Below are 14,811 nucleotides of genomic sequence, written 5' to 3' on the forward strand. Positions count from 1 at the left end.
AATTGCAGCATACCCCCATTGATTGCGCAACTCGTTCACCTCTTTACGAATTGTTTTGCTTGCTCTAGCAGCCTCCGCAATTCATCCGGCTCCATTTGTTCATCTACAGAGGATAACAGCTCCCTGATTTGTGAAGCCTCATCCTTTTCCTCCAGCGTTGTAACTGTATATGCAAGAGGGACATGCCGCACTTTTACACCTGCTTGCTGAAATAGTTCAATCGCATATGGATGATTTTTATAATCCTGTGCGTAATATACAGCCGTAATCCCGCTTTGAATAATTGCCTTACAGCAATGCAAGCATGGAAAATGCGTAACGTACATTTCCGCTCCCTCTGTTTTCACGCCGAATTTAGCACACTGCAACAGCGCGTTCACCTCAGCATGCACAGTGCGCACGCAATGATTATCGATCACGTAGCACCCTTCATCTGTACAATGCACCCCGCCGGCAATCGAGCCATTGTAGCCGCCGGCAATAATACGCTTGTCACGCACAATCGTTGCCCCGACAGCAAGACGGGTGCACGTACTCCGCAATGAAAGCAAATGACTTTGTGTCATAAAATACTGATCCCATGAAATTCTGTTCATCTTGCACACACCTTATAGTAGTTTGTTTCCTTTAGTGTACAGAGAGCACCATAAGGCGTCAATGATTCATGGAACGATAATCTCATCCTTCAGCTTCTCCAGCGATTTTTCACCAATCCCCTCCACCTCAAGTAAGTCCTCCAATTTTCGAAACGAACCGTGCTGCTCACGATAGCGCAGAATGTTTTCTGCTTTTTTCGGCCCGATCCCTGGTATTTGCTCAAGCTCCTCCTTTGTTGCAATATTAATTGCGACCTTTGCTCCCTCACTAGAAGGGGAGAACAGTGGCTGCTCCCCCTTTTTTGGCACAGCGATCATCATTTGATCATGCACAAGCTGAGCTAAATTGATGCTGCTCGTTTCCGCATCCGGCAGCAAGCCGCCTGCTCTTTCAAGTGCTTCCTTCACGCGCGAACCATTTGGCAGCTCATAGACTCCTTCATTTCTTACTGCTCCTTTGATATCAACCATAACAGAGGACACCGCCGGCTCTGATTCTTCCGCTTTTTGCTCCTGCTTCAAAGCAATTGGAAGGGGCTCCTCTTGTTTTCCTCGGCCTGTTTGCCAATAAAATAAAAACAAAAGGAGAAGGATAGCAACAGCAAGTACACCCCATTTTTTATATCTCTCCATTTTTTCGTACTCCTTTTTCCGTGATTCGAAACTCATAAATCGTGAAAACAGTTCATATTGTTTAGGAGAAAGCTATTGCAAAGGAGGGGATGAAGCAATGAACATAGGAGTGATTGGGACCGGAAACATGGGGCGTATTCTTATTGACGCCTTCATTGAGGCACGCATGGTCAAGCCTTCTCGTTTGACAATTATTAACCGAACACAAGCAAAAGCATTTTTTATAAAAGAGAAGTATCCAGCCATTCAAATAGGGGAAACAATAGAGGACGTAATTGAACAATCCGATATCATTTTCATTTGTGTAAAGCCTCTTGAAATATATCCAATTTTAAAGGAGGCAGCTTCTTCCTTTACAAAGGATAAATGTCTAGTCTCCATTACAAGCCCCGTTAGCACAGGACAATTGGAATCCATTGTCAACTGTCACGTGGCTCGCGTCATCCCAAGCATTACAAATCGAGCGTTATCTGGCATTTCACTTTGTACATTCGGAGAAAGATGCTCCAAAAAATGGAAGGATGCTATCATTACCCTGTTCTCAGGTATTTCCACTCCGACAATCATTGAGGAAGATATTACACGCGTAGCCTCGGACATTGTCAGCTGCGGTCCGGCCTTTTTCAGCTATTTACTACAGAGATTTATCGATGCAGCAGCGCAGGAAACAAAAATCACACAGGAACAAGCAACATTATTAGCTAGCGGTATGTTAATTGGAATGGGAAAGCTGTTGGAAAAGGGAATTTTCACACTGCCGACGTTGCAGGAGAAGGTTTGCGTTAAGGGCGGTATTACAGGAGAGGGGATTCAAGTACTGGAGGAGGAATTAGGGGAAATATTTGAACATTTACTTCAGCGTACTCATACAAAATTTAAAGAGGATATAGAACTGGTAAGCGAGCAATTTGAGGACTGCTAATTATATGTACGACAAACGATACTGCAATTCCTTCTAGAAGATAAAAACATTCATCTCGCGTCTATTTGTTAGTGCTGTCGCACCTCCACACAAATTAAGAAGGGAGCCCGCTTGGATAAAAAGGATTTTTTCAATATATACCGCCCCATTAAAAAGCCGCTTGGGGACTGCTTTATATAAAAGTCTCGTCTCCAAGCGGCTTCTGATTAGAAAATATACACGCTGCTACGTACGTTTTTTTTGCGCCGTAAAAAAGATGCGCTCTGTCGTATCGGTAACCGGCCCTGCAACTTCAAAATCTCCTGTGATGCTTAGCAGCTTAAAGCCAGCTTCCTCCAGCCAGAGCTGCAGCTTCTCCAATTCATATGTGCGCTGCACATGCAGCTCCTCAAAGCGTCGATAGACATCCCCATCATCCTTCACGAAAAAGGTAAGCTCATGCTCCACACTATTTGGTTTTTCGCCTTCGAAACAATGCCAAATAAGCGCGACATCTTCTTCATTAATGGTGTATGTTTCATTTAAAAAAATATGGTGCATTTTATAGAGAGAGTGAACATCAAATAAAAATAAACCATTTTCCTTTACATGACGATGTACGCGGGAGAATGTTTCTTTCACATCCTCTTCTTCCGTTATATAGTTTAAGGAATCACAAAAAATCGTCACAATGTCAAACGTCTGTGGAAGATCCAGCTCTCTCATATCCTGCTGATATAACGGAATACTTATCCCTGCTGCAGTCAGCTTTTGCTGCGCGATTGTGAGCATGTCATCGGACAAGTCTGTGCCTGTTACTTCATAGCCGGCCTTTGTAAGCGGTAATGCAATATTGCCTGTGCCGCAAGCAAGATCCAACAAAGAAGTGCCGGACACACCTGTTTCCCTCCGCTTCGCGTCGACGAACGCAACCCATTTATCATAGGGCATATCGCTCATCAATTCGTCGTACAGCAAAGCAAATTGTCCATAGCTCATCGGCTCAACGCTTCCGTTATATCCTCACGCGGAACATCGCCCCAAAGTCTTTCTAAATTGTAATAGCTGCGATCTTCCTTATGAAACACGTGGGCGATTACATCACCTAAATCAACAAGAATCCACTTCGCTTCATCAAAGCCCTCGATACGCTTTACATGAAATCCATTTTCATGCGCTTTTTCCTTCATTTCACGAGCAATTGCTTGTACTTGCTTATCAGAATTACCGTGGCAAATCAAAAAATAATCCGCAACCGGCGAAACACCTTGCATATTTAAAACAATAATGTCCTCTGCTTTTTTATCATCAGCTGCTTTAGCTGTTACTGTCAACAGTTGTTTTTCATTCATTCAGCTTGTTCCTCCTTCAGCAATGCATTATAGGTGTAGAACGTGAGCGGATAAATCGTTTGATTTTTGCTCATTAGAAAAGAAATCGTATTCTTCACCGCCTGCAGGAGTGCCGCTTGCAAATCCGTGCGCGCTAACACCCTCACTTCCTCAACCCCTGAAAACTTTCGACCCGGCTCTATATAATCCGCCACGTAAATAATGGTATCTAACAGCGTCATCTTCTCGTGTCCGCTTGTATGATACGTAATGGCCTGTAAAATTTCATGGTCAGTTATACCCACTTCTTTTTCCACAAGATAGGCCCCAACAGGAGCATGCCACAATTCCTTATTATACTCCAATAAATCCTGCGGCATATTCTGTTCCTTTATAATTTGTTCCATTTCCGCAATCGGTCTGCACTTTGCGTAATCATGAAAAATAGCAGCCAATTCCGCTTTTTTCACATCAGCCCCATACAGCCCGGCAAGCTCTATTGCCGTTTCCATTACGCCGATCGTATGAATATATCGCCTTTCATGCATTTGCTTGCGGACGATTTCCAATGCTTGCTGCCGCTCCATATACTCCATTCCTCTCAATATAATCCTGAACCTTTTCCGGAAGCAAGTAACGTGTCGTTCTCCCCTCTGCAAATCGTTCGCGAATTAACGAGGAGGACACGGAAAATTCCGGTATTTCCAGTGTAACTATATCATACGGAGACGATAATGTGTATCCAGGGCGCGTGACTCCGACAAAGGTGACCAGCGTAAGCAGCCCTTCAACCCGATACCATTTCGGCAAATATTCCACCATATCGCCGCCAATGATAAAGTAAAAGCCAGTATCTGGATATGCTTTCTTTAGCTCTAGCATCGTATCGTATGTGTAGGAAGGTCCTTGACGCTCTAATTCAACAAGACAAAGGGAAAAATGCGGCTCCCCTTCAATCGCAAGCTTCAGCATCTCAACCCGATCATGTGTACTTGTCACATGTTTCTCCATTTTATGCGGAGGAGAAGCATTCGGCATAAACCACACTTCATCCAACCGCAAAGCATCGTACACCTCATTAGCTATTAACAAATGCCCGTTATGCGGCGGATCAAACGTCCCACCGATTACTCCAATCCTCTTCATGGCAGAACGATTTGTTTATGATCCTGCGATTCTTTATATAACACAATCGTACTCCCGATTACCTGCACCAGTTCCGCTCCTGCGCCGCCAGACAATTCCTCCGCAACCTCGTGGCGATCCTCTTCACAGTTTTGTAAAACACTTACCTTAATTAACTCGCGTGTTTCAAGCGCCTCTTGAACATGCTTAATCAAATGCTCGTTTACGCCGCCTTTACCGACTTGAAAAATCGGTGTGAGGTGATGCGCCTGCGAGCGCAAATACCGCTTTTGTTTTCCTGTTAACATTGATTTATCCTCCAAGCTTTGTTATGACAATTTGCTTCATCCGCTCTATATCCGGCCATTGGCCCGTCCACATTTCAAACGCCATCGCTCCTTGGTATACAAACATGTCAATACCGTTTTGAACCACGGCTCCATGCTGCTCAGCTGCTCGAAGCAACGCCGTTTGACGCGGATTGTAGATAATATCTGACACGATCGCGCCTTCCTTCAGCTGCTGCACTTGTAAAGGAGTATCCTGTACATTCGGGTACATCCCAAGTGTTGTCGTTTGAATAATAATATCATATTCATGATGACGCTCTTGTGCCTGCTGCATTGTAAGCGCCTCTGCTTGTACGCTATAGCGGCACGACCTAATGAGATCTACAGCTTTTTCGAGCGTCCGGTTTGCAATATCAACGGATGCAACGCCAATCGATGCAAGTGTGAAAAAGATTGCGCGGCTGGCCCCTCCTGCTCCGATGATTAAAATGCGTTTTTGAGTGAGCGGCTCATTACTTATAGACTGTAACGAACGAACGTACCCTATTCCATCCGTGTTATAGCCAATCAGCTTCCCATCGCGATTCACAACCGTATTGACAGCGCCGATCTGCTGTGACAGCTCATCAATTTCATCTAAATACTTCATAATATTCACCTTATGAGGAGTCGTGACATTGAAGCCTGACAGTCCAATCGCTTTAAAGCCCTTCACTGCGTCCTCAAGCTTTTCCTCCTCAATGGCAAACGCATGGTAATGTGCATCAATTCCTAACGCTGTAAATGCATCATTGTGCATATGCGGCGATAAGGAATGCCCAATTGGATTGCCAATTACACCGTATAGCTGTTTCATAATAGTCTCTCCACTTCCCTATTTGTATTTTTTGCAGGAACATGATGTGGATTCTAAGATGCATTAAATTAAAGACTTCCGAAGCGAAGCGCCTACACCCTTCGGCACGTGTACAACAACCTTTGCGCCCGGCTCATTTACCGTTACCCAGCCTAGCCCGGAAAATACAATATCCGTCTTTCTCTCATGAATCGTAAATTCATGCCTCACAAGCTCCGGAAACTCCTTGAGTTCTTCCCCTGATGGAGGCGTGAGTAATTCTCCAAGATGATTTTTGTATAAATCATCCGCTTTTTCCAGCTTTGTACGATGAATTTTCAAATGGTTAGATACATAACACACGAAGGACCGTCTGCCGCCGCTCACATAATCCAAGCGTGCCAATCCGCCGAAAAAGAGCGTTTGCTGTTCATTCAATTGAAACACCATCGCCTTTACTTCCTTCGTCGGCGTAATCACCTTTAAGCTTTTCTTATCGACAAAGTGTGCCATTTGATGATGATTAATAATGCCCGGCGTATCATACATCGAAGACTCGTCATCAAGCGGAATATCAATTAAATCGAGCGTTGTTCCCGGAAAATGCGATGTTGTAATCACGTTCTCTGTTTCATCGCTAAATTGCTTAATCATGCGGTTAATAAACGTTGATTTTCCAACATTCGTACATCCGACAATATAGACGTCCTTTCCCTCGCGATAATGCTCGATTGCACCTGCCAATTCCTCGATACCGTTTCCTTTCGCTGCGCTAATTAAAAACACATCCTCAGGCTTCAATCCAAGCTGCTTAGCGCTATACTTCATCCAATGAATCACTTTTTCCGGCTTCACAGATTTCGGAATAAGATCCGCTTTGTTTCCGACAAGCAACACTTTATTCTTTCCAACAAAGCGATGCAGCCCCGGCAGCCAGCTTCCGTTAAAGTCAAAAATATCTACGATCTTCACAACAAGCGCATCCGTCTGACCAATTCCATTCAAAATACGAAGAAAATCATCATCTGTTAAGGACACATCTTGAATGTCATTATAATGCTTTAAACGAAAACAACGCTGACATATAAGCGGCTCCTTTTCTAAAGCCGATGGCGGCGCATAGCCGATTCCTTGCTTATCCTCCGTTTGAACTAAAACGCCGCACCCAATACATTTCATTGCTTCTGTCAATCGTTATTCCTCCCATTGAATTAAACCTTTTTGTCTTAAATTCCGCATAATCTGCCGCTCAATCTTCCGATTAAATCGCGTCATGAAGCCGTCTGTCTGCGCCACAGGCACAACAAGAATCGTATATAAGCCGAGACGGTTGCCGCCAAGCACATCTGTGAGCAGCTGGTCTCCGATTACAACAACCTCCTGCGCCTGAAGTCCCATCGTATCTAATGCCTGTTTAAAGGCGCGAGTCATCGGCTTGCGGGCGCTATGAATAAATGGAATGAGCAATGGGTCAGCGAAATCCTTTACTCTTTGTTCATTATTATTAGATACAACCGTAACCTTAATGCCGCTATTATTCATACTTTCGAGCCATTTTTCCAGCTCCGGCGTAGCATTTGGTCTATCCCATTCAATGAGCGTATTGTCAAGATCCGTAATAATGCCTTTTATACCGCGTTCCGTCAATGCCTCGGGCGTAATTTCATATACATTCTTCACATATTCTTGTGGTAAAAATAATTTAAGCATACTTTCATCTCTTTCAAAGGAATTTTATGTAAAATGTTTCGACAGCATTTTTTGCAAATCTCGCTGTGGATAACTCTATGCACAATTTCCACACAACTGCTTTCTTTCAATTCTAACATTACACACAATCTTTGCACAGGTTGCCCACATTAGGGTGTGGATAACCGAGATGTTGTGACACTGGAATATTTTTGATACAGTATACTCAACAAAACAATACAGACAGCTTCTCTATCATTTCTTAGGAGGTGGCATGGAACTATGGAAAAGTTATCAGATGAATTGCTTGCTGAATCTTATTATAAAGCAAAAGAGCTGAAATTAAATCCTGAGTTCATCTTGCTTATTAAACAAGAAATTATTCGCCGTTCCTTAGAGGACAAGCTTGATCAAAAGCGTTCATCATAGATAAAGACAACCGAAAAAGAGCCATCTAAAAAAGACGGCTCTTCTCTTTCTAACACAAAATCGGCATCTTTACAACCTTTTCTGCACCGCCAGCCGTTGTCCTACACGGATTTGCTGTCCTCTTTGCAAAGACGCATTCACTTCCACCATATCGCGCTCGAATAAAAGGACAACGGTTGAGCCGAACGTAAAATACGCCATTTCTTCCCCTTTTTGTAAAACGTCATTTCTGTGCAGCAATTCAATGCTATTAACGAACATCGCACCAACCTTGACGATGGCAACATGCTTGCCTTCACTCTCAACCTCAGTGATGACCCGATAATTTTTTGATAACGGCTCTCTACCGTATGCAAGACCGATCCTGTTAACTGGGTAGGACTTTCTTCCCAGCTCAAATCGCTTCCGTACAACTCCGCTAATTGGACTATGGATCCGATGATAATGACTTGGACTTAAGTATAGTACCACATATGTACCGCCTCGATATACAGAAGCCGCCTCCTCGCTGCCAAGCATATCCACAAGAGAATAACGCTTGCCTTTTACAACAAACTCTGTCGACTCTTCAATCGGACCGTAAGCCTCAAACACTCCATCAACCGGGCTGCTAATCACTAAAGGATCAGGATCAACAGGACGCACGCTCTCCTTCAGCCTTCTTGTAAACAGCTCATGCAGTGTACGGTAGTCCTTTAATTCTTTTTCCATCTCACCATGTTGTATTTGAAATACTTTTGCATATGATGGTATTATCATGGCGCTTAGGCGGGACTGCGCAAACTTACGCAGCAAATATGATGTGATACGCCCGTTTGTTAGTTCAATCAAAAATCGATACAATGTACGCCGCAAATATGAAACCTCCCAAAATTTGTCTTTACGAATACGTGTTTCTTCTTTACAATATTGCTATTATATTCTAAAATCTATTCTCAATCTATAAGGAGTGAACAGCCTTTGTTTTTTCTAGAAAATCTAGATGCCACACTTAAGAAGCTCAAAGCCCAAACTGCCAACATCTTTACTATGCTTAACTTATCATTAGGAAGCGCTTCCATATTATTCACCGTCCGCAACGAACTAAATCTCGCTCTTATTTTTATTTTTTTGGCTGCTTTATCAGATCGTTTTGATGGTATGATCGCGCGTAAATTAGGCATTGAATCAGAGCTTGGCAAACAGCTCGATTCGCTGTGCGACCTCGTTTCCTTCGGTGTAGCCCCCGCTCTTTTGCTGTATCAAGGGGCATTACATGAGTATAGTGCACCAGCTGTATTTTTCACTACATTATACATAGCATCTGGCGCCTTTCGTCTCGCACGCTTTAATGTGTCCGAGTCGAATGGCTATTTTCAAGGAGTTCCCATTACAGCAGCAGGCTGTCTCGTAACACTTGCCTATTTCCTAATTGGCTCCGTACCAGGTTGGGCCCTTCTATTTCTTCTGCTTCTTCTTTCCTTTTTAATGGTAAGCAGCTTTAAAGTGAAAAAAATGTAAAAGGAGGGTTCCCCGACAAGCCTTTACCCTCGGGGAATCCTCCTTTTACTCTCTCGTCTTTTTTTCCTTCTCTGCCCGCACAAACTCATGAAACATCTTCATAAGCGCACGCTTTTCAATACGTGACACATAGCTTCTTGAAATACCGAGCGCCTTCGCAATTTCCCGCTGCGTCTTTTCCTTCTCCATCCCAAGACCGAATCGATTGACGACGACCTCTTTTTCGCGTTCATCCAGCACATCAATATACTCCCTAATTTTCTCAAGCTCCATGCTGAGCTGAATCGTATCAATCACATCCTCAGATTCCGATTTCAAAATATCAATCAAAGAAATTTCATTCCCTTCTTTGTCTTGACCAATCGGATCATGAAGCGATACATCCTTCTTTGTTTTCTTTAACGCCCGCAGGTGCATCAGAATCTCATTTTCGATACAACGAGCCGCATACGTTGCCAGCTTCGTCCCCTTTCCCTGCGAAAAGCTTTCGATCGCTTTAATTAAACCAATCGTTCCAATCGAGATTAAATCCTCTGCATCTTCCCCAGTGTTTTCAAACTTCTTTACGATGTGTGCCACAAGCCGCAGGTTATGTTCAATGAGGAGATTGCGCGCATTCGCGTCACCCTGCTCCATTAATTCCAAGTATCTTTTTTCATCGTCAGGCGAAAGCGGCTGCGGAAACGCGTTGTTTTTTACGTACGAGACAAACAATAAGAGCTCCTTAATCATATAACCGATTGCTGCGAGTAAACCCATCCCTTCACCTCCGCGAAAAGTGGTGTTCGTTATTATATGTATGCGGCAGCGGGGGTGTCCTTGTTTGTCCTAGGGGATTTTAAGGAAGTGGAGAAAGTCCGGCTGAAGATATCGTGTGGATTACAAAACACTGAAGCTGCGGACACTTACTATATTAATAAAACTATTGCAACTTCTTTCCGTTCTTTGTATAATTTATTTCGTCTTTAAAAATTTCATAGATATGAAATCCTCATCAATCCGATGAGGTAGAGGTCGCGGCTTTTATGAGTAGGACGGATGAGATGCAGAGAACATCATAGACTCCGTTAGAAAGGAAAAGTCGCCGAAGTTTGTGTTTCTCTCTGGGGGCATGAGCTGGGGCTGTTTCCGAACAGGGACAGAACTGTCACGTTTGCGAAATCCGGCAAACGTGATGCGCTATCTTACGGAAGGCATGATGTGGGCAGTATATAACAGCCGTCAATCCTTCGACGGCTTTTTCTATTTCCCCGCTCCTTCCACTATCACGAATGAATAGGAGTATTTGTATGAAACGTACAACAAAAACAGTATCATCCGTCATACCAGCAGAAACTGAGTTAAAGCGCGGATTAAAATCACGGCATTTAACAATGATTTCACTCGGCGGAACGATTGGTACAGGTTTATTTTTAGCAAGCGGCGGTGCTATTCACACAGCCGGGCCAGGCGGAACCCTTGTTTCTTACCTCGCTATCGGGATTATGGTGTACTTCCTTATGACCAGCTTGGCAGAAATGGCAACATTCATGCCTGTGGCCGGATCATTCAGCACATATGCAACGAAATTTGTTGATCCTGCATTAGGATTTGCACTTGGCTGGAATTATTGGTATAACTGGGCCATTACAATTGCAGCTGAATTATCCGCTGTCACGATGATTATGAAGTTTTGGTTCCCGGAAAGCTCTTCTCTCTTATGGAGTGCTCTTTTTCTACTCGTTATGTTTGGCCTCAACTATTTATCCGTCAAAGGATTCGGAGAAGCAGAGTACTGGTTTTCTTTAATTAAAGTTGTTACTGTTATTATCTTTTTAATCGCAGGGTTTCTTATGATTTTTGGAATTATTGGCGGAAAAGCAGTCGGTTTTAAGAATTTTACAATCGGCGACGCTCCATTTCATGGCGGATTTATGACAATGCTCGGTGTGTTCATGGCTGCTGGATTCTCCTTTCAGGGGACAGAGCTTTTAGGCGTAGCAGCCGGCGAAACAGAGGATCCGCGCCGCAATATTCCTCGTGCGGTTCGACAAGTATTTTGGCGTATTCTTTTATTCTATGTTCTGGCCATTCTCGTAATCTCTCTCTTAATTCCTTATACAAATGAGAATTTAGCCAACGGTGATATTTCAGTCAGCCCATTCACGCTCGTGTTTGATAAAGTTGGAATTGCCTTTGCTGCATCCGTCATGAACGCAATTATTTTGACTGCAGTGTTATCAGCAGGAAACTCCGGAATGTACGCTTCAACACGAATGCTTTGGGACTTAGCACGTGAAGGCAAAGCACCGAAGTTTCTTGCTAAGCTGGACAAGCGCGGTATACCGGTTAACGCGTTAATTGTCACTTCTGCAGTTGGCGCTCTTGCATTTTTTGCTTCTTTATTTGGGGATGGCGTTGTGTATAGCTGGCTTTTAAACGCATCGGGCATGTCTGGGTTTATCGCCTGGCTTGGAATTGCCATTAGCCACTATCGCTTCCGCAAAGCATATCTTGCGCAAGGATATGACCTAAAGGACCTGCCATATAAAGCTGCATGGTTCCCGTTCGGTCCGATCTTTGCTTTCGTGCTATGTACAGTCGTCATTTTAGGACAAAACTATTCTGCTTTTACAGGAGGCACCATCGATTGGAAGGGTATACTCGTTTCCTACATTGGTCTGCCCGTTTTCCTTCTTATTTGGCTTGGGTATAAAATAAAGAAGAAAACGAAAGTGTTGTCTCTTGAAGAATGTGAGCTATAAAGGAAGCTTCGCCGATTGGCGAGCCCTTAGGCAAAGACAGGGACGCAGCTGCACTTACACTTTATTCCTAAAATATAGCTTAAAAGAAAGAGCAGCTATGAAAATAGGCTGCTCTTTCTTTATAAACATGTTATAAGGTCAATTAATTTTAAATCAAATCCTGTTGGCATCCAAGTTTAATATGTTGGATTCCATATATATCCTGCTGCTAAATTTTGATCTACATAATACGGCCAAAACCAAAAACCCTGTCCCTCACCCGCCGGCCAAATATACGACATCTTATACATACAGCTTCCAATAGAAACAGGTGGAACATAACCATACACTCCTGGCGGCATAGTTCCTGGCTTTGGTGGAATCATAGAAGGAGGAGTTACCGGCGGTGGTGGTGTCTCAAAAAAATGAATGGCCCTATGTTTTTATTGCACAGAAAAGAATATCAGTTCTTTACAACTTCATGTCTGGCAGTACAATGCTCTACTTTTGCTATAGATTTTTTGGTGATTTTTCTCTGATACAGATTGTTCATGATGAGGGAACCAATTGTAATTAGCGCACCTATAAGTTCTACTGTTGTTAGCTTATATCCTTGTAATATGGAAATCGTAAAGGTAGTAACAGGAACAATATTTATAAAGAGAACACCGTTACTGGGTGTAAGAGCTTTATTTCCTGCATTCCAACAAAATACAGCTAAGACGCCAGCAAATACAATCATATACCCTAATTCCCATCCAATATCCATAACCAAAGTGAATGAGGGGGTTGCCAGGTACCCCATCATAGTAGAGACAACGACTATAATAACTGTTGAAATAGTACCAAGCACACAACTCAGCGTCGTATAGCGAAGGGGAGTCCATCCAGTAAACTGACTAGCTCCCAAGGTATACACAATCCAACAAATGACCCCGAGTAGCATCCAGCACAACGGAATCAGATTACTTCCAGCAGAAATAAATACTTCAATATCACCTTTTGTAACAACTAGTAAAGTACCAATCAACCCGACTAACATACAGCCTAGTGTAAAATTGTGGGGTCTGTTCTTCTTAAACACCCAGATTATCAGAATACTAATTAACGGCATCAAACCTAATATAATAGATGCTAAAATAGCACCGGAACTTCCAGCCATTTTTTGTCCCCAAAACATCAAAAAATTGTATCCGGCAAAACCGATTGTACCATAAATCCATAAAGAACCAGCTTTCCCTTCAAATCTTAAAGTGTGAATTCCTTCAATCAAAGCAAGGAGAATTACAAAAATCACCATAACTGCGGTATAACGCATAGCAGTAAAAGAAAATGGGTCTATTCGTTTTAATGCACTTCCAGCAATCGGGAATTGTCCTCCCCATGAGAGGACGGTAATTAGACATAGGATGGTACCTTTGATGATCTGATTTTGATTCAAAGCAACTTCCTCCTGAAACATGGTAATGTATAATTATCCTGCAAAAAACCACTCCTAAATTAAAATTTAGAAGTGGTTTAGAAATTAAAGAATGACGATAATTTATTTGTGGTGACTTAATCAATCCACTCAACAATCTTATTCATAGCTTGTCGTGTTTTTTCACGAGGGTCATTTACTCGATATCCAAATGCAACCATACAAGCGATACCAAAATTATCTCCTGTAATAATACCTTCTTCTTTCAATATTTGTTCAACCTTGTTTTTGTCGAATCCTTCAATTGGACAAGAATCGATACCAATTTGGGCAGCTGCAGTCATCATATTCCCTAACGCAATATATGTTTGCCTGCAAGACCACTCAAATAAGATTCGCTCATTGTCTAATAATTTAAAATCTGATTCTTGGAATGTTTTATAAGCATTTCCTTTTCCAATCACTACTTCTTCCGGAAGTTTCTGTATATTTTTCATAAAGTTAAGAATATAGTCAGAGTTATAGATCATATCCTCTTTTGTTCTTGCTAAAATAATGACAAAATGACTGGAAGTATCTAACTGCTTCTGTGCTCCCCAGGATACAGATTTTAGTTTTTCTCTAATTTCTTGATTTTGTAATACAATAAATTTCCATGGCTCAAACCCAAATGAACTTGGAGATAGTCTGCCCGTTTCTAATATAAGTTCAAAATCTTCTTTTTTAATTTTTTTATCACGATCAAATTCTTTGCAAGCATGTCTAAAATGGTATGCTTCTAGAATTTGTTCTTTTGTTATTTTTGTTACATATGTCATGTATATCCTACCTTTTCAACTGAGTATATATGCCTTTAATTCCTTGGTATCCTTTTATAAAGCAACAAAGTACCGACACTAAATCCTTTTTGTCAATCTTTTAATATCATCTGCTAGGAGTGTTATGGACAAAGAATCTTTATTGATAGATTAGACTAACTAATATACAGATTGGTTAGTTTCCCATTGGGTAATACCGTTCTGCACGTAGTGGTTCAAGCAGAACCTTTTGTGCATAATCAATAAATTGAGTAAAGTGAGGGCTTTGAACATGTAAATCAATGTCTTCTTGCCCTTTCCATTTTTCTACCATGACAAATACATTCGGTTGTTTAACATCTCGATATAAAGAATAGCTAATATTCCCTTCTTCAGATTGGGATGCTTTTACCAAAGTATCTACCTTTTCTATAAACTCTTCAAGATATTGAGAATCAACTTTCATTAGAGCATTAATAACTACCATTGATTTATCGCCCTTTTCTTTTAAAATTAGCTAATACCCCTACTGTTTACCTAAA

The 14,811-nt window shown here is 42.2% G+C and carries 19 protein-coding genes and 1 riboswitch; of the genes, 4 read left to right on the plus strand and 15 right to left on the minus strand.

All coding sequences use genetic code 11. The features are described from left to right. Positions 1-35: 35 nt before the first annotated feature. Both AC6HZ4_RS21330 and AC6HZ4_RS21335 read right to left on the minus strand, forming a co-directional pair. Positions 36-596, minus strand: coding sequence for a ComE operon protein 2 (locus AC6HZ4_RS21330; protein WP_497491784.1), 561 nt, complete (start codon positions 594-596; stop codon positions 36-38). A 66-nt stretch (positions 597-662) separates the two neighbouring features. Next, on the minus strand, positions 663-1,229 hold the full coding sequence (locus tag AC6HZ4_RS21335) for a helix-hairpin-helix domain-containing protein (RefSeq protein WP_497491785.1): 567 nt from the start codon (positions 1,227-1,229) through the stop codon (positions 663-665). A 97-nt stretch (positions 1,230-1,326) separates the two neighbouring features. Here AC6HZ4_RS21335 and comER point away from each other — a divergent pair, with 97 nt between their 5' ends. Next, complete coding sequence (gene comER, locus AC6HZ4_RS21340; RefSeq protein ID WP_497491786.1) at positions 1,327-2,151, plus strand: late competence protein ComER; 825 nt, start codon at positions 1,327-1,329, stop codon at positions 2,149-2,151. A gap of 225 nt (positions 2,152-2,376) precedes the next feature. Here the strand turns inward: comER and AC6HZ4_RS21345 are convergent, their stop codons facing one another. The 8 genes from AC6HZ4_RS21345 to AC6HZ4_RS21380 form a co-directional block, all read right to left on the minus strand. Then, positions 2,377-3,129, minus strand: a complete 753-nt coding sequence (locus AC6HZ4_RS21345; RefSeq protein ID WP_497491787.1) for a class I SAM-dependent DNA methyltransferase — start codon at positions 3,127-3,129, stop codon at positions 2,377-2,379. Then, positions 3,126-3,482 carry a ribosome silencing factor gene (rsfS, locus tag AC6HZ4_RS21350; RefSeq protein ID WP_497491788.1) on the minus strand — a complete coding sequence of 119 codons (357 nt, stop codon included), beginning with the start codon at positions 3,480-3,482 and terminating at the stop codon, positions 3,126-3,128. The genes AC6HZ4_RS21345 and rsfS overlap by 4 nt, the downstream gene beginning before the upstream one ends. Next, a complete protein-coding gene (gene yqeK / locus AC6HZ4_RS21355) occupies positions 3,479-4,048 on the minus strand; it encodes a bis(5'-nucleosyl)-tetraphosphatase (symmetrical) YqeK (RefSeq protein ID WP_497491789.1) in 570 nt (189 codons plus the stop codon). Before yqeK ends, rsfS begins: the two co-directional genes overlap by 4 nt. Continuing rightward, the gene (locus tag AC6HZ4_RS21360; RefSeq protein ID WP_497491790.1) at positions 4,002-4,607 is read right to left on the minus strand and encodes a nicotinate-nucleotide adenylyltransferase; all 606 of its coding nucleotides are present in this window, start codon (positions 4,605-4,607) and stop codon (positions 4,002-4,004) included. The genes yqeK and AC6HZ4_RS21360 overlap by 47 nt, the downstream gene beginning before the upstream one ends. Further along, a complete protein-coding gene (gene yhbY, locus AC6HZ4_RS21365; RefSeq protein ID WP_497491791.1) occupies positions 4,604-4,894 on the minus strand; it encodes a ribosome assembly RNA-binding protein YhbY in 291 nt (96 codons plus the stop codon). The genes AC6HZ4_RS21360 and yhbY overlap by 4 nt, the downstream gene beginning before the upstream one ends. A 4-nt stretch (positions 4,895-4,898) precedes the next feature. Beyond that, positions 4,899-5,732: a shikimate dehydrogenase gene (gene aroE, locus AC6HZ4_RS21370; protein ID WP_497491792.1), complete on the minus strand. Its 834-nt coding sequence runs from the start codon at positions 5,730-5,732 to the stop codon at positions 4,899-4,901. A 63-nt stretch (positions 5,733-5,795) separates the two neighbouring features. Continuing rightward, positions 5,796-6,902, minus strand: a complete 1,107-nt coding sequence (yqeH, locus tag AC6HZ4_RS21375; RefSeq protein WP_497491794.1) for a ribosome biogenesis GTPase YqeH — start codon at positions 6,900-6,902, stop codon at positions 5,796-5,798. Between the two features lie 3 nt (positions 6,903-6,905). Continuing rightward, a complete protein-coding gene (locus AC6HZ4_RS21380) occupies positions 6,906-7,421 on the minus strand; it encodes a YqeG family HAD IIIA-type phosphatase (protein ID WP_497491795.1) in 516 nt (171 codons plus the stop codon). 261 nt (positions 7,422-7,682) lie between these two features. Between AC6HZ4_RS21380 and AC6HZ4_RS21385 the strand changes: the two genes are divergently transcribed. Beyond that, positions 7,683-7,829 (plus strand): sporulation histidine kinase inhibitor Sda, encoded by a 147-nt coding sequence (locus AC6HZ4_RS21385; protein WP_129727340.1) that lies wholly within the window; start codon positions 7,683-7,685, stop codon positions 7,827-7,829. Positions 7,830-7,898: 69 nt separating this feature from the next. On the opposite strand, the gene AC6HZ4_RS21390 is transcribed toward AC6HZ4_RS21385, so the two are convergent. Continuing rightward, entirely contained in the window at positions 7,899-8,684 is a 786-nt protein-coding gene (locus AC6HZ4_RS21390; RefSeq protein WP_497491796.1) for a phosphatidylserine decarboxylase, read from the minus strand. Positions 8,685-8,789: 105 nt separating this feature from the next. Here AC6HZ4_RS21390 and pssA point away from each other — a divergent pair, with 105 nt between their 5' ends. Beyond that, positions 8,790-9,329: a CDP-diacylglycerol--serine O-phosphatidyltransferase gene (pssA, locus tag AC6HZ4_RS21395; protein WP_497491797.1), complete on the plus strand. Its 540-nt coding sequence runs from the start codon at positions 8,790-8,792 to the stop codon at positions 9,327-9,329. Positions 9,330-9,374: 45 nt separating this feature from the next. On the opposite strand, the gene sigK is transcribed toward pssA, so the two are convergent. Next, positions 9,375-10,088: an RNA polymerase sporulation sigma factor SigK gene (gene sigK, locus AC6HZ4_RS21400; RefSeq protein ID WP_497491798.1), complete on the minus strand. Its 714-nt coding sequence runs from the start codon at positions 10,086-10,088 to the stop codon at positions 9,375-9,377. 241 nt (positions 10,089-10,329) lie between these two features. Further along, a riboswitch (Lysine riboswitch) is annotated at positions 10,330-10,519 on the plus strand. Between the two features lie 99 nt (positions 10,520-10,618). On the opposite strand from sigK, the gene AC6HZ4_RS21405 reads away from it, so the two are divergent. Further along, the gene (locus tag AC6HZ4_RS21405) at positions 10,619-12,073 is read left to right on the plus strand and encodes an amino acid permease (RefSeq protein WP_497491799.1); all 1,455 of its coding nucleotides are present in this window, start codon (positions 10,619-10,621) and stop codon (positions 12,071-12,073) included. A gap of 442 nt (positions 12,074-12,515) precedes the next feature. On the opposite strand, the gene AC6HZ4_RS21410 is transcribed toward AC6HZ4_RS21405, so the two are convergent. The 3 genes from AC6HZ4_RS21410 to AC6HZ4_RS21420 form a co-directional block, all read right to left on the minus strand. Beyond that, positions 12,516-13,493, minus strand: a complete 978-nt coding sequence (locus AC6HZ4_RS21410) for a DMT family transporter (protein WP_497491800.1) — start codon at positions 13,491-13,493, stop codon at positions 12,516-12,518. 116 nt (positions 13,494-13,609) lie between these two features. Then, entirely contained in the window at positions 13,610-14,290 is a 681-nt protein-coding gene (locus AC6HZ4_RS21415) for an NAD(P)H-dependent oxidoreductase (RefSeq protein WP_497491801.1), read from the minus strand. A 175-nt stretch (positions 14,291-14,465) separates the two neighbouring features. Continuing rightward, positions 14,466-14,756: a putative quinol monooxygenase gene (locus AC6HZ4_RS21420; RefSeq protein WP_497491802.1), complete on the minus strand. Its 291-nt coding sequence runs from the start codon at positions 14,754-14,756 to the stop codon at positions 14,466-14,468. Between the last annotated feature and the right edge of the window lie 55 nt (positions 14,757-14,811).

It is taken from the genome of Ectobacillus sp. OTK (assembly GCF_059698935.1).

What these genes read in the sequence shown, in the direction of transcription:
- AC6HZ4_RS21335 (WP_497491785.1), bottom strand. Translation starts at nt 1,229, where the DNA reads ATGGAGAGATATAAAAAATGGGGTGTACTTGCTGTTGCTATCCTTCTC.
- comER (WP_497491786.1), top strand. Translation starts at nt 1,327, where the DNA reads ATGAACATAGGAGTGATTGGGACCGGAAACATGGGGCGTATTCTTATT.
- AC6HZ4_RS21385 (WP_129727340.1), top strand. Translation starts at nt 7,683, where the DNA reads ATGGAAAAGTTATCAGATGAATTGCTTGCTGAATCTTATTATAAAGCA.
- aroE (WP_497491792.1), bottom strand. Translation starts at nt 5,732, where the DNA reads ATGAAACAGCTATACGGTGTAATTGGCAATCCAATTGGGCATTCCTTA.
- rsfS (WP_497491788.1), bottom strand. Translation starts at nt 3,482, where the DNA reads ATGAATGAAAAACAACTGTTGACAGTAACAGCTAAAGCAGCTGATGAT.
- sigK (WP_497491798.1), bottom strand. Translation starts at nt 10,088, where the DNA reads ATGGGTTTACTCGCAGCAATCGGTTATATGATTAAGGAGCTCTTATTG.
- AC6HZ4_RS21360 (WP_497491790.1), bottom strand. Translation starts at nt 4,607, where the DNA reads ATGAAGAGGATTGGAGTAATCGGTGGGACGTTTGATCCGCCGCATAAC.
- yhbY (WP_497491791.1), bottom strand. Translation starts at nt 4,894, where the DNA reads ATGTTAACAGGAAAACAAAAGCGGTATTTGCGCTCGCAGGCGCATCAC.
- AC6HZ4_RS21415 (WP_497491801.1), bottom strand. Translation starts at nt 14,290, where the DNA reads ATGACATATGTAACAAAAATAACAAAAGAACAAATTCTAGAAGCATAC.
- AC6HZ4_RS21420 (WP_497491802.1), bottom strand. Translation starts at nt 14,756, where the DNA reads ATGGTAGTTATTAATGCTCTAATGAAAGTTGATTCTCAATATCTTGAA.
- AC6HZ4_RS21330 (WP_497491784.1), bottom strand. Translation starts at nt 596, where the DNA reads ATGAACAGAATTTCATGGGATCAGTATTTTATGACACAAAGTCATTTG.
- AC6HZ4_RS21345 (WP_497491787.1), bottom strand. Translation starts at nt 3,129, where the DNA reads ATGAGCTATGGACAATTTGCTTTGCTGTACGACGAATTGATGAGCGAT.
- AC6HZ4_RS21380 (WP_497491795.1), bottom strand. Translation starts at nt 7,421, where the DNA reads ATGCTTAAATTATTTTTACCACAAGAATATGTGAAGAATGTATATGAA.
- AC6HZ4_RS21405 (WP_497491799.1), top strand. Translation starts at nt 10,619, where the DNA reads ATGAAACGTACAACAAAAACAGTATCATCCGTCATACCAGCAGAAACT.
- yqeK (WP_497491789.1), bottom strand. Translation starts at nt 4,048, where the DNA reads ATGGAGCGGCAGCAAGCATTGGAAATCGTCCGCAAGCAAATGCATGAA.